Origin of the sequence: Rouxiella badensis, assembly GCF_026967515.2 — a bacterium.
Lineage (GTDB): Bacteria > Pseudomonadota > Gammaproteobacteria > Enterobacterales > Enterobacteriaceae > Rouxiella > Rouxiella badensis.
Genome location: NZ_CP114062.1, coordinates 3,706,694 through 3,730,462, shown reverse-complemented (window position 1 = coordinate 3,730,462; position 23,769 = coordinate 3,706,694). Strand labels below are relative to the sequence as shown.

The 23,769-nt window shown below is 53.3% G+C and carries 23 protein-coding genes and 1 riboswitch; of the genes, 17 read left to right on the top strand and 6 right to left on the bottom strand.

The window, feature by feature from the left end; translation table 11 throughout:
• Positions 1 to 13 precede the first annotated feature (13 nt).
• Positions 14 to 724: a UTRA domain-containing protein gene (locus tag O1V65_RS17200; RefSeq protein WP_269129898.1), complete on the bottom strand. Its 711-nt coding sequence runs from the start codon at positions 722 to 724 to the stop codon at positions 14 to 16.
• 202 nt (positions 725 to 926) lie between these two features.
• Here O1V65_RS17200 and O1V65_RS17195 point away from each other — a divergent pair, with 202 nt between their 5' ends.
• The 7 genes from O1V65_RS17195 (at position 927) to O1V65_RS17165 (ending at position 7,984) form a co-directional block, all read left to right on the top strand.
• Positions 927 to 1,985: an ABC transporter substrate-binding protein gene (locus tag O1V65_RS17195; protein ID WP_017493369.1), complete on the top strand. Its 1,059-nt coding sequence runs from the start codon at positions 927 to 929 to the stop codon at positions 1,983 to 1,985.
• A 194-nt stretch (positions 1,986 to 2,179) separates the two neighbouring features.
• Positions 2,180 to 2,977: an alkaline phosphatase family protein gene (locus tag O1V65_RS17190; RefSeq protein ID WP_017493370.1), complete on the top strand. Its 798-nt coding sequence runs from the start codon at positions 2,180 to 2,182 to the stop codon at positions 2,975 to 2,977.
• A gap of 24 nt (positions 2,978 to 3,001) precedes the next feature.
• The gene (locus O1V65_RS17185) at positions 3,002 to 3,841 is read left to right on the top strand and encodes an ABC transporter permease (RefSeq protein ID WP_017493371.1); all 840 of its coding nucleotides are present in this window, start codon (positions 3,002 to 3,004) and stop codon (positions 3,839 to 3,841) included.
• Between the two features lie 38 nt (positions 3,842 to 3,879).
• Positions 3,880 to 4,665 (top strand): ABC transporter permease, encoded by a 786-nt coding sequence (locus O1V65_RS17180; protein ID WP_017493372.1) that lies wholly within the window; start codon positions 3,880 to 3,882, stop codon positions 4,663 to 4,665.
• Between the two features lie 2 nt (positions 4,666 to 4,667).
• Complete coding sequence (locus O1V65_RS17175) at positions 4,668 to 5,660, top strand: ABC transporter ATP-binding protein (protein WP_017493373.1); 993 nt, start codon at positions 4,668 to 4,670, stop codon at positions 5,658 to 5,660.
• A complete protein-coding gene (locus O1V65_RS17170) occupies positions 5,657 to 6,313 on the top strand; it encodes an HAD family hydrolase (RefSeq protein WP_192504330.1) in 657 nt (218 codons plus the stop codon). Before O1V65_RS17175 ends, O1V65_RS17170 begins: the two co-directional genes overlap by 4 nt.
• 15 nt (positions 6,314 to 6,328) lie before the next feature.
• The gene (locus tag O1V65_RS17165; RefSeq protein WP_084911877.1) at positions 6,329 to 7,984 is read left to right on the top strand and encodes a Na/Pi cotransporter family protein; all 1,656 of its coding nucleotides are present in this window, start codon (positions 6,329 to 6,331) and stop codon (positions 7,982 to 7,984) included.
• 71 nt (positions 7,985 to 8,055) lie between these two features.
• Here O1V65_RS17165 and panS read toward each other — a convergent pair whose 3' ends face one another.
• Complete coding sequence (gene panS, locus O1V65_RS17160; protein WP_017493376.1) at positions 8,056 to 8,991, bottom strand: ketopantoate/pantoate/pantothenate transporter PanS; 936 nt, start codon at positions 8,989 to 8,991, stop codon at positions 8,056 to 8,058.
• Between the two features lie 203 nt (positions 8,992 to 9,194).
• Positions 9,195 to 10,589, bottom strand: a complete 1,395-nt coding sequence (lysC, locus tag O1V65_RS17155; protein ID WP_017493377.1) for a lysine-sensitive aspartokinase 3 — start codon at positions 10,587 to 10,589, stop codon at positions 9,195 to 9,197.
• Between the two features lie 107 nt (positions 10,590 to 10,696).
• Positions 10,697 to 10,887: riboswitch (Lysine riboswitch) on the bottom strand.
• Positions 10,888 to 11,158: 271 nt separating this feature from the next.
• Between lysC and pgi the strand changes: the two genes are divergently transcribed.
• From pgi to ubiA, 4 genes are all read left to right on the top strand, one after another.
• A complete protein-coding gene (gene pgi, locus O1V65_RS17150) occupies positions 11,159 to 12,808 on the top strand; it encodes a glucose-6-phosphate isomerase (protein ID WP_017493378.1) in 1,650 nt (549 codons plus the stop codon).
• A 202-nt stretch (positions 12,809 to 13,010) separates the two neighbouring features.
• Positions 13,011 to 13,418, top strand: coding sequence for a phosphate-starvation-inducible protein PsiE (gene psiE / locus O1V65_RS17145; RefSeq protein ID WP_026110739.1), 408 nt, complete (start codon positions 13,011 to 13,013; stop codon positions 13,416 to 13,418).
• 96 nt (positions 13,419 to 13,514) lie between these two features.
• Entirely contained in the window at positions 13,515 to 14,057 is a 543-nt protein-coding gene (gene ubiC / locus O1V65_RS17140; protein WP_084911872.1) for a chorismate lyase, read from the top strand.
• Positions 14,058 to 14,091: 34 nt separating this feature from the next.
• A complete protein-coding gene (gene ubiA, locus O1V65_RS17135; protein WP_017494319.1) occupies positions 14,092 to 14,958 on the top strand; it encodes a 4-hydroxybenzoate octaprenyltransferase in 867 nt (288 codons plus the stop codon).
• 76 nt (positions 14,959 to 15,034) lie between these two features.
• Here ubiA and plsB read toward each other — a convergent pair whose 3' ends face one another.
• Complete coding sequence (gene plsB, locus O1V65_RS17130) at positions 15,035 to 17,515, bottom strand: glycerol-3-phosphate 1-O-acyltransferase PlsB (RefSeq protein WP_017494320.1); 2,481 nt, start codon at positions 17,513 to 17,515, stop codon at positions 15,035 to 15,037.
• Positions 17,516 to 17,641: 126 nt separating this feature from the next.
• Between plsB and O1V65_RS17125 the strand changes: the two genes are divergently transcribed.
• The 4 genes from O1V65_RS17125 (at position 17,642) to O1V65_RS17110 (ending at position 20,590) form a co-directional block, all read left to right on the top strand.
• Positions 17,642 to 18,010 carry a diacylglycerol kinase gene (locus tag O1V65_RS17125; RefSeq protein WP_017494321.1) on the top strand — a complete coding sequence of 123 codons (369 nt, stop codon included), beginning with the start codon at positions 17,642 to 17,644 and terminating at the stop codon, positions 18,008 to 18,010.
• A gap of 105 nt (positions 18,011 to 18,115) precedes the next feature.
• On the top strand, positions 18,116 to 18,724 hold the full coding sequence (gene lexA / locus O1V65_RS17120; protein ID WP_026110852.1) for a transcriptional repressor LexA: 609 nt from the start codon (positions 18,116 to 18,118) through the stop codon (positions 18,722 to 18,724).
• A gap of 171 nt (positions 18,725 to 18,895) precedes the next feature.
• Positions 18,896 to 20,245: an MATE family efflux transporter DinF gene (gene dinF / locus O1V65_RS17115; protein WP_269129897.1), complete on the top strand. Its 1,350-nt coding sequence runs from the start codon at positions 18,896 to 18,898 to the stop codon at positions 20,243 to 20,245.
• A gap of 135 nt (positions 20,246 to 20,380) precedes the next feature.
• Positions 20,381 to 20,590 carry a CsbD family protein gene (locus O1V65_RS17110; RefSeq protein WP_017494021.1) on the top strand — a complete coding sequence of 70 codons (210 nt, stop codon included), beginning with the start codon at positions 20,381 to 20,383 and terminating at the stop codon, positions 20,588 to 20,590.
• Between the two features lie 154 nt (positions 20,591 to 20,744).
• On the opposite strand, the gene O1V65_RS17105 is transcribed toward O1V65_RS17110, so the two are convergent.
• Positions 20,745 to 21,164, bottom strand: coding sequence for a GFA family protein (locus O1V65_RS17105; protein ID WP_017494020.1), 420 nt, complete (start codon positions 21,162 to 21,164; stop codon positions 20,745 to 20,747).
• 81 nt (positions 21,165 to 21,245) lie between these two features.
• Positions 21,246 to 21,755: a zinc uptake transcriptional repressor Zur gene (gene zur / locus O1V65_RS17100; protein WP_017494019.1), complete on the bottom strand. Its 510-nt coding sequence runs from the start codon at positions 21,753 to 21,755 to the stop codon at positions 21,246 to 21,248.
• Between the two features lie 223 nt (positions 21,756 to 21,978).
• Here zur and dusA point away from each other — a divergent pair, with 223 nt between their 5' ends.
• Both dusA and pspG read left to right on the top strand, forming a co-directional pair.
• Positions 21,979 to 23,037 carry a tRNA dihydrouridine(20/20a) synthase DusA gene (dusA, locus tag O1V65_RS17095; RefSeq protein ID WP_227955469.1) on the top strand — a complete coding sequence of 353 codons (1,059 nt, stop codon included), beginning with the start codon at positions 21,979 to 21,981 and terminating at the stop codon, positions 23,035 to 23,037.
• A gap of 218 nt (positions 23,038 to 23,255) precedes the next feature.
• A complete protein-coding gene (gene pspG / locus O1V65_RS17090) occupies positions 23,256 to 23,504 on the top strand; it encodes an envelope stress response protein PspG (protein WP_017494017.1) in 249 nt (82 codons plus the stop codon).
• Positions 23,505 to 23,769 lie beyond the last annotated feature (265 nt).

Below are 23,769 nucleotides of genomic sequence, written 5' to 3'. Positions count from 1 at the left end.
AGGAGGGAATTCCTCACCCTACCTCCACATCAATCTGTAACGCATCGTAGCGCCAATATTCTAAATCACAGTCAATTACGCGATCCTGCCGATCGCGGTTGATCCGCGTAATAAACAGCGCCGGGCTACCCGCCGCGACTTTCAGAGCAGTAGACGCCTGTTCTGGCAGCCGCGTCGGCACCATATCAAAACGCACCCGACCATATTTTACCCCATAGCGGGAGAAATACAGGTCAGTCAGGGACTGCGTCAGGTCATCGTGAATGATATCGGGGAAGAACTTCGGATTGAGGTAATGCTCAACGTAGAGCACCGCGCGTCCATCGATGTACCGCAAACGGCGGATGCAATAAATGTCACTTTGCGGTGGCAGATTGAGCCTCTGACACAGTATGTCGCTGCCTTTTATCTGGCTTGCGTCGAGCAGCTCCGTCTGGGCAATACGCCCTTGCTCCTTTGCCATCGCGTGGAAGTGGCTGCGCTGAAGCGGGTTATAGAGGATACGCGGCGGTGAAATAAACCATCCCCGCCTGACCTCCCGGTAAATAAGTCCTTGCGCCTCGAGCTGCCCCAGAGACTCGCGCAGAGTGATTCGCGTCGTGGAGAACTCCTCACTTAGCGTTCTCTCTGAAGGCAGGCGTCCTTCGGTGCGATAAAACCCTGCGGCTATCTTTTCACTCAATGTCTGGCAGATAGCGGCAACGGTAGTTTGCGATTCACTCATCAGTCTTCAGCCTCATTTCAGTGCATTTTTGCACCACAATGACCAATAAAGGTTGAAAATTTGTGCACTTGTTAACAGCTATTAGCTTAAAAATGCCGCTTTTTCGCGCTGTCATATAATTATCACAAACGATCTTTAGATTGGCTTGGTTCTTGCTGGACTAGACCAGCACTCACACACACTATCATCTGGAGCATCAGTTATGAAACAGTTGTTCGCTACTGTGTTAACCACCGCGCTCGTTATGACCACGACCACGGCGTTTGCCGCCGAGTCTCTGGCAGATCTGGAAAAAGCCGCTAAAGCCGAAGGCACGGTCAACAGCGTCGGGATGCCTGATTCGTGGGCTAACTGGAAAGATACCTGGAATGATTTGAATACCAAATACGGCATCAAACACAGTGATACCGATATGAGTTCAGCTCAGGAGATAGCGAAGTTTCTGGCGGAAAAAAATAACGCCAGTGCGGATATCGGCGACGTGGGTGCAGCATTCGGTCCGGTTGCGGTAAAAGAGGGCGTTACACTGCCGTACAAGCCAAGCACCTGGGATCAGGTTCCTGCCTGGGCGAAAGACAAAGACGGAAATTGGGCTCTGGCTTACACCGGAACTATCGCGTTTATCATTGATAAATCACAGGTTAAAGACGAGCCACACAGCTGGGCCGACCTGCTGAAGGGTAAATATAAAGTCACCATTGGTGACGTGAGCACCGCGGCACAGGCCGCAAACGGCGTGCTGGCGGCCACCTATGCGATGGGTGGCAACGAGAAAAACCTCAAGCCGGGTCTGGAGTATTTCGCCAAACTGGCTAAGGCCGGTCGTCTGAGCCTGACCGACCCGGTTATTGCCTCGCTGGAGAAAGGGGAAGTGCAGGTCGGTGTGGTCTGGGACTTCAACGGCCTTAACTACCGCGACCAGATTGATAAAACCCGTTTCGACGTGGTTATCCCTTCAGACGGCAGCATCACCTCTGGTTATTCAACCATTATTAACAAATACGGCAAGCATCCAAACGCTGCGAAATGGGCGCGTGAGTACATCTTCTCTGACGCGGGCCAAATCAACCTGGCGCGTGGTTATGCTCGTCCTATTCGCGCAGAACATCTGACCCTGCCGGATGACGTGAAGGCCAAGCTGCTGCCAAACAGCGAATACGCCAATGCGCATCCGATTGCCGATCCGGACGCCTGGACCAAGAGTGCCAAGACGCTTCCACGCCTGTGGCAAGAGCAGGTCATGATCAACCTCCAACAATAAAATCCTCGTCATCTCGCGTGTTTGAGGGGGCGGTGGCTTCTCAGCCGTTTCCGGTCACTTACTTCAGTAAGCTGCCGGGAAACACTTGGTCGCCGTCTTCCTGACACGCGAGATCTCTAGAGGATTAATTTCCCAGCTTTGAAATTTTAAATAAGTTATTGAACTTAATATTCATTTTATCAGGGCCATACGTAATGAAAAGTATTCTGGTGGTATTGGACGGTCTGAACTTTCAGGTTGCCCGCGATGCAATGGGTTATTTACAGGCACAGTGTGCTGCGGGACGCGGGCGCTTGTATCAACTGGAGTGCGAGCTGCCTTCACTGTCACGCCCGCTGTACGAATGCATTCTGACCGGTGTGACGCCGGTGTTAAGCGGGATTGTGCATAACCACGTTGACCGTCTCTCTACCGGACAGAGTATTTTTCACTACGCGCGCGATGCCGGTTTGACCACGGCGGCAGCCGCCTATCACTGGGTGAGTGAACTCTATAACCGCACGCCGTTTGACCCTGCGCGTGACCGCCACACTGACGACAAGAGTCTGGCTATCCAGCACGGGCATTTTTATTACGACGATGCTTATCCGGACTCTCATCTGTTTGATGATGCAGAAAGTTTGCGTCTGAAGCATCACCCGGACTTCCTGCTGATCCACCCTATGAATATTGACGATGCGGGCCACAAGTTTGGCCTCGATTCGATGCAGTATCGCAACAAGGCGCGCGTGGCAGACGGCATTTTGTCGCACTATCTCGGCACCTGGCTCGATGAGGGTTATCAGGTGATTGTGACCGCGGACCATGGCATGAACAACGACCGTAGCCACGGCGGCATTCTGGCAGAAGAGCGTCAGGTGCCGATGTTCGTCTTTGGCAGTGCTTTTAGCCTGCAACAGGCTGAGCCGCTACAAACGGAGCTGTGCGGTACGGTATGCCAGCTGCTTAATGTCAGCCACGACAAACCGCACTGCGCGGATTTGCTGGCCTGAAACGCGAGAGGTTGAGGATAACGGATGAAAGCTAAGTGGCTCGCACTGCTGTTTGTACTCCCTTTTGCGGTGTTCTTTATTGCGTTCCAGCTTGCGCCGCTGGTGTGGGTCGCCGTGAGCAGTTTTTACAGCGATACCTATGAGGCGTGGGGATTCGGCAACTACAGCGATATTTTGACCTCGCCGTTTTATCTCCAGGCGATGAAATTTTCGTTGGATATCTCGGTCTGGTCGAGTTTGTACGGTTTGCTCATCGCTTTGGTTGGTAGTTACTCACTTCGCCAGCTGGGCCCAACAAAACTGCATGATTTCGTCATGTCATTCACCAACATGACCAGCAACTTTGCCGGTGTACCGCTGGCTTTTGCCTTCGTCATTCTGCTCGGTCTCAACGGTACGCTGACGCTCGTCATGCGCAAATATGGCCTGATGAGCACCTTCAATCTGTACTCCAAAGACGGTCTGATTGTCCTCTATACCTATTTCCAGATCCCGCTCGGTGTTCTGCTGCTTTACCCAGCCTTTGACGGACTGCGCGAAGACTGGAAAGAGTCTGCGGCGTTGCTGGGGGCGGGGAAATGGCGTTTCTGGCGCTACATCGGCCTGCCGGTGTTGGCGCCCGCGTTGATGGGGACTTTCGTGATTCTGCTGGCAAATGCCCTGGGTGCCTATGCCACGGTTTATGCGTTAACCACCGGCAACTTTAACGTCGTGCCGGTGCGTATTGCGGCACTGGTGTCGGGCGATATCTCTCTCGACCCGAATATGGGCAGTGCGCTGGCGATTCTGCTGGTGCTGTTAATGGCGGTCATCACGCTGGTGCATCAGTGGCTGTTGCGCAGGAGCTATCTCAATGTTCGCTAGGACTTATTTTTTGATTAACCGCAGAAGGGGGGCGAGCTATGTCACGTGCTGAAAGCGTCTATCATCGCCTGGTTGTCTGGGTATTATTCATCATTTTGGTGCTGCCGCTGGCTGCAACGCTGATATATGCGCTGGTGGAAGACTGGGGAGCGACGATTCTGCCGAGTGGATTCACCATGAAGTGGCTGATAGCGCTGTGGAGCGACCCGCGTTTTCTGGTGGCGCTGGGGCACTCACTGCTAATCTGCCTTGGGACACTGTTCTTCTCGATGGTGCTCATCCTGCCGCTTATGTTTGTGATTGCTTACTATTTTCCAAGGCTCGATGCCTTAATGAACGTCCTTATTTTGTTGCCGTTTGCCGTTCCTCCAGTCGTCTCGTCCGTTGGGCTGATGGAGCTCTATTCTTCACCGCCGTTCGAATTAACCGGTACGCCGTGGATTTTGATCGGCTGTTATTTCACTATCGCCCTGCCGTTCATCTATCGCGCGATTTCCAACAACATTCAGGCGATAAATATGCGTGACCTGATGGATGCAGCGCATCTGCTCGGAGCGAGCACCTGGAAAGCCGCGTTGCTGGTGATTTTGCCGAATTTACGCAAGGGGGCCACCATTGCGGTACTGCTGTCCTTCTCGTTCCTGATTGGTGAGTTTGTATTCGCTAACCTGCTGGTGGGCAGCCGCTATGAAACCCTGCAGGTCTATCTCTACAATATGCGTAATGGCAGCGGCCATTTTACCAGCGCATTGGTCATCTCCTATTTCGTGGTCGTCCTGGTCTTCACCTGGGTGGCGAACGTGTTGAATAAAGGGAAACGCTGATTATGTCCTACCTGCAAGTCACTCAGCTCAACAAGCATTACGGCCAGACGCAGATTTTCAATAACATCGATTTCAGCGCTAAAGAGGGCGAGTTCGTGACGCTGCTCGGGCCAAGCGGCTGCGGAAAATCGACGCTGCTGCGCTGTCTAGCGGGCCTGACCTCGGTCGATAGCGGAAAAATTCTGCTACAGGGGCAGGACATTGTTCCCCTGACGCCGCAAAAGCGCGGCATCGGCATGGTGTTTCAGAGCTATGCGCTGTTTCCTAACATGACCGTCGAGGGTAACGTCGCCTTCGGCCTGAAGATGCAAAATATTTCGGCCAGTGAGACCAAACGAAGAGTCGCGGAGGTGCTGAAGCTGGTTGAGCTGGACGAGTTTTCGCGCCGTTATCCGCATCAGCTTTCCGGTGGTCAGTGTCAGCGCGTGGCGTTGGCCCGTTCTTTGGTGACCCAGCCGCGTCTTCTGCTGCTCGATGAGCCACTTTCGGCGCTAGACGCCCGTATTCGCAAACATCTTCGTGAGCAAATTCGCCGTATTCAGCGTGAAATGAACCTGACTGCTATCTTCGTCACTCACGATCAGGAAGAGGCGCTGACCATGTCCGATCGCATTGTTTTGATGAATAAAGGACAAATCGTACAGAATGGCGACGCTGAAACGCTGTATACTGCCCCGGTTAATGCCTTCGCGGCAGGATTTATCGGCAGCTACAATCTGCTGACCGCCGAGCAGGCCTACGCACTAACCGGACAGAGTTATCCTTCTCAGGTGGCCGTCAGGCCTGAGTCCATCGCGCTTTGCGCGCCAGAGCAGGGAATTCCAGCCCGCATCATCAATCACAGCCTGTTAGGTAACGTTGTTCGTTATCGTGTCGTGGCTCACAATGTCGAGTTATCCGTGGATGTTTTAAACCGCTCCGTTGACTCTCTATATATTGATGGCACTGATATTGGTCTACAGTTAGATCTTGATACCTTACGGGAAGTTGCATGAATCTGGCGCTGTTCGATTTGGATGAAACGCTGATCGGCGGTGACTGTTCCAGCCTGTGGTCGGCCTTTATGGTCAAGCAAGGCTGGGTCGCCGATCCCGACGTATTTTTGCAGCAGGACGCCGAGATGATGCGTCTGTATGCCATAGGTCAGATGGATATGACCGAATATATGAACTGGACCCTGAGCCCGCTCAAAGGCCGCACCGAGGCCGATGTTGCCGCGATGGTTGCGCGCTTCGTTAACGAAGTCATTGCCGACAGGGTTTACGCCAAAGCACGAGAATGCCTGAGTGACCATCAGGCTAAAGGCGATCGCACCCTTATAATTTCCGCCTCGGGTGAGCATCTGGTCGCGCCGATTGCGAAGTTTTTGGGCGTAAACGAGACGCTGGCTATCGGCGTCGAGAAAATTAACGGTGTCTATACCGGTTTTACTGAAGGCGTGCTGACTTTCCGTGAAGGAAAAGTAACGCGGCTGATGGCGCTGTTAAATCAGGATGCCAGTCAGCTCGAGCGCGCCTGTTTTTATTCGGATTCGCACAACGATCTGCCGCTGCTTATTAAAGTCGCCAGCCCTGTCGCAGTGAATCCGGATGCTATCCTGCTCCAACACGCCAGGCAGGCAGGATGGCCTGTTTGCGCCTGGCGCTAAAGGAGCTCTTTTTTAGTGTTAACTCTTCTTCATTTGCTTTCAGCTATTTCATTACTCGTATGGGGTACGCACATTGTGCGTACTGGCATCATGCGTGTGTTTGGTGCCAATTTGCGCCGCGTTCTCAGCAGCAGTGTTGAAAAGAAACCTCTGGCGTTTGTTTCCGGTATCGGCGTGACTGCGCTGGTACAAAGCAGCAACGCAACGGCGCTCCTGGTCACCTCTTTCGTTGCCCAGGGACTCGTGGCGCTCTCTCCCGCGCTGGTGATAATTCTGGGGGCCGACGTCGGTACCGCGCTGATGGCGCGCGTGCTGACCTTCGACCTCTCGTGGCTTTCTCCGCTGCTGATTTTTGTTGGCGTGGCCTTCTTCCTGAGCCGCAAGCAGACGCGGGCAGGGCAGATGGGGCGCGTCGGGATTGGTCTGGGGCTGATTCTGCTGGCCCTCGAGCTCATTGTCAGTGCGGCCACGCCAATCACGCAGGCGTCGGGCGTTAAGGTACTATTCTCGTCGCTGACCGGCGATACCATTCTTGATGCCCTGACCGGTGCCGTTTTCGCCATCATCAGCTACTCCAGTCTGGCCGCAGTGCTGCTGACCGCCACGCTTGCCGCGACCGGCGTTATCTCGCTCAAAGTCTCGCTGTGTCTGGTGATCGGTGCCAACCTCGGCAGCGGTATTCTGGCGATGATCAACGCTAGCAAACAAAATGCGGCGGGGCGTCGGGTTGCCTTGGGTAGCCTGCTGTTCAAGCTGATTGGCTGTGTGATTGTCTTGCCGTTTATCGGACCGCTGACGGGGCTGCTGGCGCGCATTGGCATTCCTGATGAAGAGCTGGTGATCTATTTCCACGTGTTCTACAACCTGATTCGCTGTCTGGCACTGGTGCCTGCGGCGGGCATGATGGCGCGTATTTGTGAGCTGTGGATTGCCGATGTCCCTGAGGATGACCCACGTCTGCGTCCGCGTCATCTCGACGTGAGTGCTATCGACACGCCGACGCTGGCGCTGGCCAATGCGGCACGCGAGACGCTGCGCATGGGCGATGTGGTTGAGCACATGCTTATCCTTCAGCATGAGGTCATGCACGGTAAAATTACCCAGGATCGTGAAGTACGCCGCCTCGATGATGACGTCGATGTGCTTTACACCGCCATCAAACTTTATCTGGCGCAGATCCATAAAGAGGATTTGGGCGAGGACGATTCGCGTCGTTGGGCGGAGATTATCGAGATGGCGCTCAATCTTGAACAGGCCGGCGACATTATCGAGCGCATGACCGGCGATATCACCGCCAAGTCGCACGATACGCGGCGTGCCTTCTCGGCCGAGGGGCTGTCTGAGCTGGACAATCTGCATGAGAAACTGGTCGATAACCTGCGTCTTAGCCTGTCGGTATTCCTGTCAAACGATCTGACCAGCGCCAAGCGTCTGCGTCGTTCCAAGCATCGCTTCCGCCTGCTTGACCGCCGCTACGCCCACGCCCACGTTGACAGGCTGCATCAGCACAACGTTCAAAGTATTGAAACCAGCTCGCTGCACCTTGGTTTACTGGGTGACATGAAGCGCCTTAACTCGCTGTTCTGTGCCGTGGCGTACAACGTGCTGGATAAGGACGAGAAAGAAGACGAGCGCGAAGAGCTCGATGATGTGCCGGGAATAGCAAAATAACGCCGTGACCGCCGCAAACAAAAAGGCCGCGATATTCTCGCGGCCTTTCTTTTTTGCCCGATCGGTACAGATTACTTCTGCGCTAATTTTTCGCTTTTTTTCACCGGACGACCCGACCAGTAACCGGCCAGGAGCGAGCCGGAGAAGTTATGCCAAACTGAGAAAATCGCACCCGGCAGGGCAGCAATCGGCGTGAAGTAAAGCTTGCCAAGCGTGGCCGCAAGGCCTGAGTTCTGCATGCCAACTTCGAGCGCGATGGTGCGGCAGGTCGTCTCATCAAAACCAAACAGCTTGCCGCCCCAGTAGCCGCTGAGCAGCCCGATGGCGTTGTGCAGAATAACCGCTGCCACCACCACCAGACCGACCGAACTAATCAGACTCTGGCTTGCAGCGATAACGGCACTGATGATGGCCAGAATGCAGACCATTGAGAATACCGGCAGGTAAGGCTCGATACGTTTGACCGCATGAGTAAACAGATGATGAATAATCAGTCCCGCGAGAATAGGGAACACGACAATTTGCAGAATACTCAACAGCATGCCTTCGACATCGACCTTGATGTGCGTATCGACATACAGGCGGGTGAGCAGTGGGGTTGCAAAAACGCCGACCAGCGTGGAAACGGAGGAGATGGTCACTGACAGTGCCACGTCGCCTTTGGCTAAATAAATCATTACGTTAGATGCAGTACCGCTGGCAACGCTTCCCACCAGAATCATACCGGCGGCGAGGTCGTCAGGCATGTGGAAAAGTTTGGCCAACAGCCAGGCAGCAAGAGGCATCACCAGATAGTGCAGGAAGGTTGCGGCGGCAACCGGCGCAGGGCGTGAAAGTACGCGTTTAAAATCGCCAAATTCCAGGGTAACGCCCATCGCAAACATAATCAGCATCAGCAGGCCGCTGACGTGAGGGCCAATCGGGGTAAACGTGGACGGCGTATAATAGGCGGCAACCGCCAGTAATAAGGCCCACAGCGGGAACAGGCGTGTGATCTTGGCTAACATGCAGGGAAATCCTCAGCGTCTTGTCATTTTATTGTGTTGTTGTGTATTTAATTTTTTTATTAAGTAATTTTTAAAGCCAAACAGTTTTATCTTCTCTGTGTATTTCAGGCAACCCTCTGCGGAGAATTAATAAACATGCAGGCATAAAAAAAGCCGGGCTATCGACCCGGCTTATTTATCTATCTGCTGGAATCGAAAATCGATTAATCCTGCTCGAATAGATTGTGGTGTAACTTCTGCACGACCTGGTTGGCATCGTCGCCCGGCACCAGGAAGCACAGGTTATAGCTGCTCGCACCGTAGCAAATCATGCGGATGTTGAACGGATCCAGCACGCCGAAGACTTCTTTGCCCACGCCGCAGGCCTGGGACAGCTTGTTGCCGATGATGGCAATCAATGCCAGATTTTCCTCGACCTCAACGCGACACAGTGAAGAAAGCTCGGTCAGTAACGAGGTGGTCAACAGGCTGTCACCGGAAGAGGTTGAACCTGTGGTGTCCAGCGTCAGGGCCACGCTCACTTCGGAGGTAGTAATCAGGTCCACCGAAATATTGTGGCGCGCCAGAATATTGAACAGTTCAGCGAGGAAACCTTGCGAATGCAGCATGCTGAGGCTATGCAGGGTTAGCAGGGTCTGCTTACGACGCAGCGCCAGCGCGCGAAACAGCGGCGGGTTTTCTGTGGTATCGCAAACCAGCGTGCCGCCCGCAGACGGGTCTTTACTCGAGCCGACGAACACCGGAATACCGCGACGCACCGCAGGCAGCAGGGTTGCTGGATGCAGAACTTTCGCGCCGAAGGTCGCCATCTCGGCCGCTTCTTCAAAGGCAATGCGATCGATGCGTTTAGCACCCGGCACCAGACGCGGATCGGTGGTGTAAATGCCCGGAACGTCGGTCCAGATATCCACGCGGCTGGCGTGCAGCGCTTCACCAAGCAGGGCAGCCGTGTAATCGCTGCCGCCGCGGCCCAGTGTGGTGGTGCGACCTTTTGGCTCAGCGCCGATAAAGCCCTGAGTGATAATGAGTGCTTCCTGTAGACGAGGTAATAGCTGCTGCTCGGCCAGTTCTAGCAGAATCTGGGTGTCTGGCTCAGCGCGGCCAAAGCGGTCATTGGTGCGCATGATTTTGCGGACGTCGAACCACTCTGCAGACACGTGGCGCTGGCGCAGGATCTCGACGAACAGCAGCGTCGAGATAATCTCACCGTGGCTGACCAGCTCGTCGGTCAGCGCGGTCGAGGTAGCCAGGCTTGCCGCTTCTGACAGCGTGCTGATATTTTCCAGCATGCGTTCGATTTCTTCGCGGATAACGTCCGGTTGCTCGAGACGGTCAATGATAGCGGTCTGGATGCGGCGAATTTCGCTCAGCAGGAAATCACGACGCTCAGTTTCGCGGCCTTCTGCCAGTTCAACCAGCAGATTGGTCACGCCAGCGGAGGCGGAAAGGACCACCACGCGAACGTCAGGATTGGAGAGTACCACATCGGCACTTCGGTTCATGGCGTCGAAATCTGCCACACTGGTGCCACCAAATTTGGCAATGACCGTGTTGTTCAGAGGCGGTTGGTCAGCGATGCGGGATGTTGCTTGATTCATTTAAAACCTCGTGTCAGGGTCGTCATTTTCAGACGGCCTTTTTAATTGCATATTCCATGGCACAAGGGTAGAGCGGGAAACGGGAGCAGACGTAGAGATGCTACGATACACCCAGAAGCGCCCCACCATGCCAATAGCTCATCGAGCTATAGCGGTGACAACCCAGAGGATTCAGCCCCTGTAGTCGATCTTTTCCCAACCGTTGGGTGTCTGACCTCGGCGTCGCACCCCATAATGCACCTTCGTCGGATACGGTTCCTCCGATACATTGCCTGGGCGACGCGCCTCTTCTGGCTTACCCGCGCGGACGCGTATAAGTTAGGCGCCTAGGATCACCGGTTCTGTGCCATCTGTCAACGATCGCGCGGCCTCTGACTCACATTTTGAATGAATGTCATCTATTATTCAGTGCGGTATTTGTCTATCAGGCGCATTGCCAACAGTTATTGCCTATTGCAAGAAACGCAAGAAAAGGCATCTCAACTTGTAAAATACCGGATACAATCAAGGCAGTTGCGCTAAATAATAGTCAAGATGTCACCTTACATTCTCAGCCTAAGAGCATTGCTATGAAAAATATCAATCCAACTCAGACCGCTGCCTGGCAAGCCCTGCAGCAGCATTTCGATAAAGTTAAAGATGTGACCATCAGCCAGCTGTTTGCTGAAGATAGCGATCGTTTCTCCAAATTCTCTGCCACTTTTGACGATCAGATTCTTGTCGACTTCTCCAAGAACCGCATCACCTCAGAAACGTTGGAAAAACTGCAGGCGCTTGCCAAAGAAACCGAGCTGCAAGAAGCCATTAAATCGATGTTCTCAGGTGAGAAGATTAACCGCACCGAAGACCGTGCCGTGCTTCACGTTGCTTTGCGTAACCGCAGCAATACTCCTATCGTGGTTGATGGCAAAGACGTCATGCCTGAAGTCAACGCCGTGCTGGCGAAAATCAAAGGCTTCACCGAGCGCGTTATCGGCGGCAGCTGGAAAGGCTATACCGGCAAACCCATCACCGACGTGGTCAACATCGGTATCGGTGGTTCCGACCTGGGTCCTTTCATGGTGACCGAGGCGCTGCGTCCGTATAAAAATCATCTGAATATGCATTTCGTTTCTAACGTTGACGGCACCCATATTGCCGAAACGCTGAAACCGCTGAACCCGGAAACCACGCTGTTCCTGGTGGCCTCAAAAACCTTCACTACCCAGGAAACCATGACCAACGCCCACAGCGCGCGTGACTGGTTCCTGAAAACGGCCGGCGATGACCAGCACGTTGCAAAACACTTCGCCGCGTTGTCTACCAACGGTAAAGCGGTTGCCGAGTTTGGTATCGATACCGACAACATGTTCGAGTTCTGGGACTGGGTCGGCGGTCGTTACTCTCTGTGGTCTGCGATTGGCCTGTCGATTGCCTTGTCTGTGGGCTTCGAGAACTTCGAGCAGCTGCTGAGCGGCGCGCACGCGATGGACAACCACTTCGCTAACACGCCGGCTGAGAAAAACCTGCCCATCATTCTGGCGCTGATCGGTATCTGGTATAATGATTTCTACGGCACCGAAACCGAAGCTATCCTGCCATATGACCAGTATATGCACCGTTTCGCGGCCTATTTCCAGCAGGGAAATATGGAATCCAACGGTAAATACGTTGACCGCAATGGTTCACCGGTTGACTACCAGACTGGCCCGATCATCTGGGGTGAGCCCGGTACCAACGGCCAGCACGCGTTCTATCAGCTTATCCACCAGGGTACTAAAATCGTTCCTTGTGACTTTATTGCGCCTGCGGTGAGCCACAACGCGTTAAGCGATCACCACGCCAAGCTGCTGTCTAACTTCTTCGCGCAAACCGAGGCGCTGGCATTTGGTAAATCGCTGGAAGTGGTCGAAGAAGAGTTCGCGGCTCAGGGTAAAAAACCTGAAGACGTTAAACACGTTGCGCCGTTCAAGGTCTTCGAAGGCAACCGTCCGACCAACTCAATCCTGCTGCGTGAAATCACCCCGTTCAGCCTGGGTGCGCTGATTGCGCTGTATGAGCACAAAATCTTTACTCAGGGCGCTATCCTCAATATCTACACCTTCGACCAATGGGGCGTGGAATTGGGCAAACAGCTGGCAAACCGTATCCTGCCTGAGCTTGAAGGCAGCGAGAAGGTCACCGGCCACGACAGTTCAACCAACGGTTTAATCAACCGCTTCAAAAACTGGCGTGCCTGAGAAGAGTTTAGCCGCAGCTCTTTCTAAATTGCTGCGCTAACTGTGACGATGATAGGGGCTAACCGCTTGTCGGTTGGCCCTTTTTTATTATGAAAAACGCCATAACAAAAAATGTCTATTCCACATGAAACAAGCGCCTTTCGCGGCCTTGGCGCTGTGGTATTCTTCTGCCATTGAACAATAAAAGTGGGATGTACATCACATGGCAGGATCTAAAAAGGCAACGATGGTCGCGACCATCATGCAGCGTATTTTAAACATTTTTCTTTTGGGGTTAGCGGCTATTCTGATGCTGTTCCTGGGGCGGGAAACCTATCATCTGGCATTGGTGCTCTTCGTCAACAACGACGAATCATCTTCCTACATGCTGATTGAAGGGATTGTTATTTACTTCCTGTATTTCGAATTTATCGCGCTGATTGTTAAGTATTTTGCGTCGGGCTATCACTTCCCGCTGCGCTATTTCGTCTACATCGGCATCACGGCGATTATTCGTTTTATCATCGTCGACCATAAGAGCCCGATCGATACGCTGCTCTACACCGCCGCTATTCTGGTGCTGGTGGTGACCCTCTATCTTGCCAACGGCGAACGCCTGAAACGTGAGTAAATCTTGTCCCCGGCGGGATTACCGCCGGGGCAATCTGCGTTAGAATGCCCCCCTGAATTCTTTTTGGTAGCCACCGCTGCCCACTCGGAGTCTGTCATGTCTGAGTCTTATGTGCCTTTTCCCGATGCTATCCACTGGTTTGACTACGCGTCTGATGTGCCGCCCGAGGTTGTAGACTGGCTGCTGGAGATGGGTTCGATGACCCGCCGGTTTGAACAGCACTGCGCCAAGGTCAGCGTCACCCCGCAGCGGGAATGCTTCGTCTCTCGCGCCGAACTGACTCCTGAAGAGGCGGAACAACTGCCTGAGAGCGAGCGTTACTGGCTGCGTGAAATTGTCCTGTTTGGAGACGACGTGCCTTGGCTGCTCGGCAGAACGATAATCCCGCTCGAAACCCTTACCGGTCCTGAAAACGCCTTGGTAGACTTGGGCACGTTGCCGCTTGGGCGCTATCTGTTTGGTGGCAACGCGCTTAGCCGCGACTATATCCATCTGGGGCAGCAGGCGCAGCACTGGGTCCGTCGCTCTCGTCTGCGGCTTTCCGATAAACCGCTGCTGCTGACCGAGATTTTCCTGCCGGCCTCGCCGGTGTATGACGCCAGTAACACAAAAGACCTAAAATCTACAACAGAGCAGTAATGCCTCAAGGGAGAATACCAAGTTGATGGGGACGATGAAGCAGGGACAATGGCGCGATTATTGTCGTCTGATGCGAATAGACAAGCCGATCGGATCACTGCTGTTAATGTGGCCAACGCTATGGGCACTTTGGCTGGCCAGCGACGGCACGCCACCACTCAAGATTCTGATTATTTTCGTTCTGGGCGTATTCTTCATGCGTGCGGCAGGCTGTGTCATCAACGACTATGCCGACAGAAAAGTAGACGGTCACGTGAAGCGCACCGCCGGTCGCCCATTACCGAGCGGCTCTATCACCAGCAAGCAGGCGAAAATGCTGTTTGGCGGGCTGGTGTTTATCTCGTTCTGTCTGGCGCTGTTGCTGAATTATAAAACCATTCTGCTCTCGCTGGTGGCGTTGGCGTTGGCGTGGAGTTATCCGTTCGTGAAGCGGGTCAGCCATCTGCCGCAGGTCGTTCTGGGCGCGGCGTTCGGTTGGGCAATCCCGATGGCCTTTATGGCGGTGGGGGAGACGGTGCCGTTGAGTTGCTGGCTGCTGTTCCTCGCCAATATTTGCTGGACCGTGGCGTACGACACCCAGTATGCCATGGTGGACCGTGACGATGACCTGAAGATTGGCGTCAAGTCGACCGCCATTCTGTTTGGTCGCCACGACAACCTGATTATCGGTCTGTTACAGTTAGCCACGCTGGCTCTGATGGCGGCGGTAGGGCATCTTAATCATCTCGGTGCGCCTTTCTATTGGTCGCTACTGCTGGCCGGATGCCTGTTCGTGCATCAGCAAAAAATCACCGCAAAACGTCAGCGTGAGTCGTGTTTCCAGGCGTTTCGCAATAATAACTATGTAGGGATGGTGATGTTTATCGGCATCCTGCTGAGTTACACCATGACCGCGGTCTAAGCGCCATGGCATGAGCCAAAGAAAAACCCCGGTCCTCTCACGATGACCGGGGTTTTTTTATGCCTTAATACGGAGATTAGTGGTCCGTGTCTCTGACGTCGATTTTCGGCTCTGCCGGGGGTTCGGTGGCTGCCGGTAACTCTGAAGGCATGCCCGCGCTCTCAATCGTCAGTCGAATATCCGGCGTGATGAGGTCGCTGAGAATGGTGTAAATCTCACGGGTATGTTCAGGGATAGCGTCGCCAATATCATTGATATAGCCTTCATCACGCAGCGTACCGACCAGCGTAGTAAATACCGCTTTGTCGAAGAACTCCGGTGCGTTAATGCCGTGCAGCACCGACAGACGCTGTGCCATGATACGGCTCTCTTTCTCCAGCGCCCCACGGCTGATGCTAGGATTATTGCTCAGCAGCGACAGGGTAATCGCATAGCGTTGCAGCGTTTCACGAACGCCTGCTGCCAACAGCTGAAGCGGTCGGCTGCGCAGCGGGTTAAGCAGCAGTTGGTCATCTTCGACCAGAATCAGTTCTTGACGTGCCAGTTCCGCCGTGAGGACTTCAAGTACCTCAGACAGCTGCGCTTTATCGTAATGCATGAAGAGCTCGGCCTTCATCATCGGGTAAATCAGCTCGACCTGACGCAGCAGTTCGGCTTTGCTTACCTGACTATGGTGCATCACGATGCTGGCAATCAGAGAAGGCATGACCAACAGGTGATGAATATTGTTGCGATAGTAGGTCATCAGCACGGCCTGCTCGCGCGGCAGAATGATGATATCGCCAATATTGTCCTTCTCGACTTCGAACTTGTTCATGTTCAAGGCGTGGTCGAGCAGCTGGTCAGCGGTCAGGTCCGGCACCGTAGAATCTGCGGTATAGGGCACATTGCGGAGCAACTGCAGGTAGCAGTCGAGCTGTTCAATCAGCTGTTCGCGGGTCAGCGATCGCTGACGCGAAGCCAGCAGCGCCGTTGAACACAGGTTCATGGCATTGGCGGCCGCCGAGTTGTTGATACGCACCATGATCTTGTCGGCGATATCCTGCACCGTCGGCGTCAGCCAGCTTGGGCGATGCGCTTCGATAGGGTCAATCGAATCACGCCATTGCGGGACGTTCTGGTTCAGATAAGGCGTCAGGTGCAGCGGCTCGCCGAAGTTGACATAGCCCTGACCCAGGTTGCGCAGTTTACGCAAGCCGTTGATCATCTGTAGGAAGCTTTCTTTCTCCTTGGTCGCCCCGCGCAGCTCTTTCGCGTAGGTACCGACTTCCATCACGTGCTCGTAACCGATGTAGATAGGGACCAGCGTGATAGGACGAGAGCCGCCGCGCAGCATCGCCTGAATCGTCATGGAGAGCGTGCCGGTCTTTGGCTCTAACAGGCGACCGGTACGCGAACGTCCACCTTCCACGAAGTATTCGACCGAATAACCGCGGCTGAACAGCTCGCCGAGATATTCCCGGAACACCGTCGAATAGAGTTTGTTGCCTTTAAAGGTACGACGAATAAAGAACGCGCCCAGGCGGCGGAAGATAGGTCCGGCCGGCCAGAAGTTCAGGTTGATCCCTGCCGCGATGTGCGGAGGCACCAAGCCTTGATGATAGAGCACGTAAGACAGCAGCAGGTAGTCCATGTGGCTGCGGTGGCAAGGCACATAAACAATCTCCTGACCGTCCAGAGCCAGCTGACGCACACGCTCGGCGTTATGAACGTTGATCCCTTTATACAGACGGTTCCAGGTCCAGCTCAGCACGCGGTCAGAAAGGCGAACCGCTTCATAATTGAAGTCGGCGGCAATCTCTTCCATTAGGTCAATGGCGTTTTGCTGGGCCTTGTCGTGGGAGATTTTTTTGCTACGTGCTTCATCTTCAACGGCTTTTTCAATCGCTTTGGAGGCCAGTAGCTTGTTGAACAAGTCCTGACGAACCGGAAGACGGGGGCCGACTGCGGCCAGACGCTGACGCGAGAAATGCATACGCGCAACGCGGGCGAGCTTGTGGGCGATGGTTTTGTCGGTACCGTGTTGGGTGGCCATATCGCGCAGCGACACGGTGTTAGAGAAGCGAACAAAGCTGTCGCGGCCTAACCACAGCACGGCAAAGAATTTCTGAATGCCGTTCAACACGCGCAGATGCGGAGTTTCCTGACCTTCACGGCCCGGCGCGCGGCCAAACATCACCGAAACAGGCAGCATCTGAATATCAAGATTCGGATTATTTCGGTGCAGGTCCAGATAGTCATGGAACAGCTTCACCGATTCCTGTTTAGGCTGATAATAGGAGAAAACACGTGGCCCTTCACCGATGAAAACGTGACTCGGCAGTTGAACGCCGTCTATTTCCAGAGGAATGAGCGGGTCGGGCAGATTCTGCGCGAGGCATTGTGCCCGCAGTGTCAGAAGATCGGCCTTGGAGTTGTACGGCAAAACATACAGAATTGGACGCGTTGGATCTAAACGCAACTCCGTCACGGGATCTGTAGGAATGACCTTGCTTCTTACCAGCAAATTTAGCGGTAAATTCAGTAAGGTATAATAAAGTCTACGCCATCCTGACATAAAAAACGTAAAGCCTCTTGTTAGCAATTCGCCGCAAGGATACCAGAAAGCAGGTATGAGATCTGTGGTGATAGGACAACGAATTCAGGCTAAAATGCCTAAAAATCACATTAAGACTTAAAAATAATGGCAAATCAGGTCACTGGGTTTACCCGAATTTATAAGGCAGCCGGCTATTCTATCAAGGGAATTACCGCCGCCTGGAAGCATGAAGCCGCATTCCGTCAGGAAGCTATCGTCGTTGTCCCCGCCATCTTACTGGCATTTTACCTTGATGTTAGCAGCATCGAACGAATATTAATGGTTGGCGCACTCATTTTAGTGCTGGTTGTTGAATTACTGAACAGTGCGGTAGAAGCGGCAATCGACCGAATTGGCTCTGAAATACACCCACTTTCTGGGCGTGCGAAGGATATGGGTTCCGCTGCTGTTTCAATCACCATTGGCTTTGCGCTTTTCACCTGGGCAGTCATCCTGGTGCCGCACTGGCTTTGAATATTTCATACTTCTTAATGTCTGTTTTTGCAGATTCTTAGGTTTTAATTCCGCCAGTACCTGTATATACTCACAGCTGGACTGTATAAACAACCAGGGGGCGGAATGAAAGCTTTAACGACCAGACAACAAGAGGTCTATGACCTTATACGCGATCATATTTCGACCACGGGTATGCCGCCAACACGTGCAGAAATTGCCACCCGTCTGGGATTCCGCTCGCCTAACGCCGCTGAAGAACACCTGAAAGCGCTGGCACGTAAAGGCGTTATCGAGATTGTTTCCGGCGCTTCTCGCGGCATTCGTTTGCTGATGGAAGAAGAAGCCGGGCTACCGCTGATTGGCCGCGTGGCCGCCGGTGAGCCATTACTGGCGACTCAGCATATTGAAGGGCACTATCAGGTTGACCCAGGTATGTTCAAACCGAGCGCCGACTTCCTGCTGCGTGTCAGCGGCATGTCGATGCGTGATATTGGTATTTTAGACGGCGACCTTCTGGCGGTTCACAAAACGCAGGACGTCCGTAACGGGCAGGTTGTTGTCGCACGCATTGACGACGAAGTGACCGTTAAGCGTCTTAAAAAGCAGGGCAATACCGTGCAGCTGCTGCCTGAAAACAGCGAGTTCGAACCTATTGTGGTCGATCTTCGCGAGCAAAACTTTAGCATTGAAGGACTGGCGGTCGGCGTTATCCGCAACGGCGACTGGATCTAATCAGCCTCCGCTTTTGGCGTTAGCCATTTACACAGTCTCGTTTTGCCTGTCGCCCCTTCATTGGGGCGATATTGTTTCTGTCACACGAAGACCTGTTATTCATAAGCCGTTGTTGTTTATATAATCCGTTAAACCACGAATCGTCATCACAGCCTGGGCTCTCACACCATTATGCGATCGCTTTTCTCTTTGCCTGCTTTAAGAAAAACCTTTCTAAGCCCTGCCGACAAGGCGCTCTGGCTTCTCGCCCTCCCGATGATCTTCTCCAACATTACCGTGCCCTTGCTGGGTTTGGTTGATACAGCAGTGATTGGTCATCTTGATAGCCCTGATTATCTTGGCGGTGTCGCCGTCGGGGCAATGGTCACCAGCTTCCTATTTATGCTATTGCTCTTCCTGCGTATGAGCACCACCGGAATGACCGCGCAGGCGCTGGGGGCGCGGAATAACCTTCTGCTGGCCCGCGCGTTCGTGCAGCCGTTTTTGTTGGCACTGATTGCCGGTACGCTCATTTTCCTGTTTCGCCAGCCGTTGATTTCCGCCGCATTGCACATCGTGGGCGGCAGTCAGGCGGTGCTCCAGCAGGCGCAAATATTCCTCTCGATTCGCTGGTATAGCGCCCCTGCGTCGCTGGCGAACCTAGTGATTCTCGGCTGGTTGCTCGGGGCCCAGTATGTGCGTGCGCCGGTCATCATGCTGATAGTAGGCAATCTGCTTAACGTTATTCTTGACCTGTGGCTGGTGGTCGGGTTGGGATGGAACGTCAAGGGTGCGGCCGTTGCTACCGCCTGCTCCGAATATGCCACGCTGGCTTTGGGACTGTGGCTAGTTTCCATTGTGATGAGAAGACACGGAATAAGTATTGAGCTGCTGAAAGACGCATGGCGCGGCAATCTGCGCCAGCTGATCGCGCTTAATCGGGACATTATGCTGCGTTCCCTGCTGGTGCAGCTGTGCTTCTCTTCCCTTACTATCATCGGTGCGCGACTCGGGACGGAGATCGTTGCCGTCAACGCCGTGCTGATGAACCTGCTCACCTTGACCGCCTTTGCGCTCGACGGCTTTGCCTACGCGGTCGAGGCACATTCCGGGGAGGCGTTTGGCGCGAAAGACGAGAGTAAGCTGCTGCACGTGTGGCACGCGGCCTGTCGACAGGCCGGACTGGTCGCGCTTGGCTTCGCTGTGGTGTATGCGCTGGCCGGTGAGCAAATTGTCAATCTGCTCACCTCAATTGCCGACCTAAGAACGCTGGCCGACCGCTATCTTGGCTGGCAGATTATCTTACCGCTGGTGGGCGTATGGTGTTATCTGCTCGATGGCATGTTTATTGGCGCAACGCGTGGAAAAGAAATGCGCAACAGCATGGCGGTCGCCGCCGCAGGTTACGCGTTGACATTACTGGCGTTACCCACGCTGGGTAACCACGCTCTCTGGCTCGCCGTGGCGGTCTTTCTGTCGCTGCGGGGCGTGGCGTTAGGCTGGATTTGGCGACGCCACTGGCAAAAAGGCACCTGGATTTAAATGCTTTGGATTAATCCTAGTTATGCTCTTAATTCCTGTTTAAGCCTGAAATACTGAAATTAGCGACTACAATTAGAACTGTTGATAAGCATTTATCAAATGCAGTAACACCTAAGCTAAACAGGAGAGTTGATTATGAATAAGGACCAAGCAGACGGTAACTGGAAGCAGTTCAAAGGCAAAGTGAAAGAAAAATGGGGTAAGCTAACCGACGACGACCTGACTGTTGTTGAAGGTAAGCGCGATCAGCTGGTCGGCAAGATTCAGGAAAGATACGGATATCAGAAAGAGCAGGCTGAAAAAGAGGTTAAGTCCTGGGAATCTGACCATAAATACCACTGGTAATCGGTGACTCCCCCCGAATGTGCATCCTGAGAATTAAAGCTGCTCCTACCCAAGACGCTTTTCAGGATGCAGGGTACAAGGAAGTACCCACTCCGTTGTTCAAACCTATCTCACCCAATCCCCTTAGAAAAACGGGTCAGCGTTTGATGAAACGTTATTCCTGCGTCGGACTGAACCGCAAGTAACCTGCTATCTTCGCCGCGGTCTGCGTATCTTTAGGATGCGTCTTGCCGTTCATCACGACCACTTCCGGGAAATCAAACGGAGAGACACCCTCGAGGCAGGCAGTATTCACGCCATACTGGGTCGGATTTGAGCGCCGTTGATGGTGGGTGTAGATCCCGCAAACGGAGCAGAAAAAGTGTTTCGCGGTTTGGGTATTGAAGCGATATTCGGTCAGTTTTTCCTGACCTTCAGTAATGGTGATATCCTGCAGATCGGCCGATACCACCACGGCACCGCGCATGCGGCAAAGCGAGCAATCGCAGCGGCGGATGGTGTTAAACCCGTCTGTCAGTTTCACGGTGAATTTAACCGCACCGCAGTGACAGCTCGCATTGAAAACGTCTTTCATAAGAACTCCCTCAGTAAACCCTCTGCAAGACCTCTGATGAGATCCCAAAGACCTCAATGGATGATTGGAATAACCGTTCTTTTAACGCTTTTTTACTGCAATAGTATGATCGTGTTCGCAATGGTCATGACTTTCGCATGATTCAACGATGGCGCACTCGGCGCAGAGACCATGTGCTTCCACGACAGAATGGCGCAGCGCAAAACCGGAGTCTTTCGCCAACTTGCCGAGTCGCTCTTCAATCCCGTCAGTGGTTATCTCTGTAACCAGTCCACAGCGGTCACAGATAAACAGCGCGGAAGTGTGGCTAGGCTCTTCGAAATGGTGGCAGACCACATAGCTGTTTGCTGATTCAACGCGGTGAATAAAGCCTTGCTCGAGCAGGAAATCCAGTGCGCGGTAAACCGTAGGCGGTTTGGCCTGAGGCTCAGTTTTTCGCAGAAGATCGAGCAGGTCGTAGGCGCTGATGGCGCCAGGTTGTTCCGTCATCAGACGCAACACTTCAAGCCGCTGCGGGGTAAGCCGAACGCTACGTTGCTGGCACAAATGCTCAGCTTGAGTGAGGATATTTTCCGTAGTGGTTGAGTTCATCGCGACGTCTCTGCATAAATAGAATGCTGATTTTATCACGCTTCTGGACAATCGCCGAGAGCTATGCCGCAGTTGCCGTTGGGTCTATGAGATGCCGAATCTTTGTTCTGTGATATAATCACCCATCATATTCCAGCCTTTATCACGATTTCGGTGCTTTTAGCCGCGTTATCCTATAAAGCGTTGGTACGCCATAAGCCCATTTTCAGCGAATTTCAGGTCGATGTCAGAGATTAATCATCCAGGAAAGCCTTCCCCAGAATCAGCGAATGCTGATGCGAGTCCTTCACGTTTTTCCGCTCAGCGCTTTTCTATCGCGCCAATGCTGGACTGGACCGACCGCCACTGTCGTCATTTCCATCGCCTGATGAGCCGCGATACGCTGCTGTATACCGAGATGGTGACAACTGGAGCGATTATCCATGGTAAAGGGGATTATCTGGCTTTTGGTGAGCAGGAACATCCGGTTTCGCTTCAGCTGGGCGGCAGCAATCCGCAAGACCTGGCAACCTGCGCCAAACTGGCCGAGCAGCGTGGCTATGATGAAATCAATCTCAACGTTGGCTGCCCGTCGGATCGAGTGCAGAACGGCATGTTCGGTGCCTGCCTGATGGCTCAGGCCTCTCTGGTTGCGGACTGCATCAAGGCAATGCGTGACGTGGTGTCCATTCCTGTCACCGTCAAGACGCGCATTGGCATCGACACGCTGGACAGCTACGCATTCCTGTGTGATTTCGTGCAGCAGGTCTCCGAACGTGGCGAATGCGACACCTTTATCATTCACGCGCGCAAGGCATGGCTGTCGGGGCTTAGCCCAAAAGAAAACCGTGAAGTGCCGCCGCTGGATTACCCTCGGGTCTATCAACTCAAGCGTGATTTTCCGCATCTGACGATGGCGATTAACGGGGGGATTAAAAGTCTCGACGAAGCACAAGCGCATCTGCAGCACATGGATGGCGTGATGATCGGACGTGAAGTCTATCAAAATCCGTCTATTCTGCTCGACGTTGACAAACGTCTGTTTGGTCGCGAGGCGTCAGGGTTGACCGGGCCTGACGTGATCCGCGCGCTGTATCCGTATATTGAAGCCGAGCTCTCGAAAGGGACCTATCTTGGCCATATTACTCGCCATATCCTCGGCATTTTCCAGGGGATACCGGGGGCACGCCAATGGCGCAGACATTTAAGCGAGAACGCGCACAAGCCGGGTGCAGGCGTTGAGGTAGTCGAGCAGGCACTGTCGTTGGTGACACGTCCGCAGATGGCAGCCAGCGAAGCTTAAGGGTAGCGAGAATTAACCAATAGTTAGTCTTTCTGACCACATTATTTCACCCGCCGTGGCGGTGGGTGAAATAACCCATTTAATATCAACGTATTAAAAAACCCCTCTTCTCTGGCACGTTTCTTGATATATCCCTGTGTTGAAAGCACTTCCTGGTGCCGATTTTGCCTGTTAACGGGCAGATTGCGGCCCGCCATTCTTGCCCGAGGAGTCATATCATGTTGGCAGTATTATTCGTGCTGGGTTTTTTCTTTATGCTGTTGCTGACCGGCATCTCTTTACTGGGGATGGTTGCGGCGCTGGTGGTTGCGTTTGCGCTGATGATGCTGGGCGGATTGTTGACGTTTGTTATTAAAATGTTGCCTTGGCTGATTTTGGCGGTGGTCGCGGTGTGGATTTATCGCGCCGTAAAACAGCCAGAAAAACCTGTTTATAAGTCACGATATAGAAACAGAAGATTACCTTAAGCCAGTCAAATGGATGATTAAAATATAAACGTCATTATTTTCATGGATATAGGTGAAACGTCTCAACATTGTAAATGTAATTGTGCAGGCATAACTTTTACTTATGTGGGCTCGATCACAGGTTGAGCGATAAAATGCTTTCCATGCGAATTAATCATATTTTTTAACATGGCACGCTGTTAGGATGAATGCATCGTATTTACGAAAAAATTTCATCCGATCTGGTGCGGCCAAAAATAGTTGCTCAAGCGACATCGTCCCCAGA

What these genes read in the sequence shown, in the direction of transcription:
- ubiA (WP_017494319.1), top strand. Translation starts at nt 14,092, where the DNA reads ATGAAGCAGGGACAATGGCGCGATTATTGTCGTCTGATGCGAATAGAC.
- dinF (WP_269129897.1), top strand. Translation starts at nt 18,896, where the DNA reads ATGCGATCGCTTTTCTCTTTGCCTGCTTTAAGAAAAACCTTTCTAAGC.
- O1V65_RS17170 (WP_192504330.1), top strand. Translation starts at nt 5,657, where the DNA reads ATGAATCTGGCGCTGTTCGATTTGGATGAAACGCTGATCGGCGGTGAC.
- O1V65_RS17190 (WP_017493370.1), top strand. Translation starts at nt 2,180, where the DNA reads ATGAAAAGTATTCTGGTGGTATTGGACGGTCTGAACTTTCAGGTTGCC.
- psiE (WP_026110739.1), top strand. Translation starts at nt 13,011, where the DNA reads ATGGCAGGATCTAAAAAGGCAACGATGGTCGCGACCATCATGCAGCGT.
- pspG (WP_017494017.1), top strand. Translation starts at nt 23,256, where the DNA reads ATGTTGGCAGTATTATTCGTGCTGGGTTTTTTCTTTATGCTGTTGCTG.
- O1V65_RS17110 (WP_017494021.1), top strand. Translation starts at nt 20,381, where the DNA reads ATGAATAAGGACCAAGCAGACGGTAACTGGAAGCAGTTCAAAGGCAAA.
- zur (WP_017494019.1), bottom strand. Translation starts at nt 21,755, where the DNA reads ATGAACTCAACCACTACGGAAAATATCCTCACTCAAGCTGAGCATTTG.
- O1V65_RS17185 (WP_017493371.1), top strand. Translation starts at nt 3,002, where the DNA reads ATGAAAGCTAAGTGGCTCGCACTGCTGTTTGTACTCCCTTTTGCGGTG.
- panS (WP_017493376.1), bottom strand. Translation starts at nt 8,991, where the DNA reads ATGTTAGCCAAGATCACACGCCTGTTCCCGCTGTGGGCCTTATTACTG.
- ubiC (WP_084911872.1), top strand. Translation starts at nt 13,515, where the DNA reads ATGTCTGAGTCTTATGTGCCTTTTCCCGATGCTATCCACTGGTTTGAC.
- plsB (WP_017494320.1), bottom strand. Translation starts at nt 17,515, where the DNA reads ATGTCAGGATGGCGTAGACTTTATTATACCTTACTGAATTTACCGCTA.
- O1V65_RS17105 (WP_017494020.1), bottom strand. Translation starts at nt 21,164, where the DNA reads ATGAAAGACGTTTTCAATGCGAGCTGTCACTGCGGTGCGGTTAAATTC.
- lexA (WP_026110852.1), top strand. Translation starts at nt 18,116, where the DNA reads ATGAAAGCTTTAACGACCAGACAACAAGAGGTCTATGACCTTATACGC.
- O1V65_RS17175 (WP_017493373.1), top strand. Translation starts at nt 4,668, where the DNA reads ATGTCCTACCTGCAAGTCACTCAGCTCAACAAGCATTACGGCCAGACG.
- O1V65_RS17195 (WP_017493369.1), top strand. Translation starts at nt 927, where the DNA reads ATGAAACAGTTGTTCGCTACTGTGTTAACCACCGCGCTCGTTATGACC.
- lysC (WP_017493377.1), bottom strand. Translation starts at nt 10,589, where the DNA reads ATGAATCAAGCAACATCCCGCATCGCTGACCAACCGCCTCTGAACAAC.
- O1V65_RS17180 (WP_017493372.1), top strand. Translation starts at nt 3,880, where the DNA reads ATGTCACGTGCTGAAAGCGTCTATCATCGCCTGGTTGTCTGGGTATTA.
- O1V65_RS17200 (WP_269129898.1), bottom strand. Translation starts at nt 724, where the DNA reads ATGAGTGAATCGCAAACTACCGTTGCCGCTATCTGCCAGACATTGAGT.
- pgi (WP_017493378.1), top strand. Translation starts at nt 11,159, where the DNA reads ATGAAAAATATCAATCCAACTCAGACCGCTGCCTGGCAAGCCCTGCAG.
- dusA (WP_227955469.1), top strand. Translation starts at nt 21,979, where the DNA reads ATGTCAGAGATTAATCATCCAGGAAAGCCTTCCCCAGAATCAGCGAAT.
- O1V65_RS17125 (WP_017494321.1), top strand. Translation starts at nt 17,642, where the DNA reads ATGGCAAATCAGGTCACTGGGTTTACCCGAATTTATAAGGCAGCCGGC.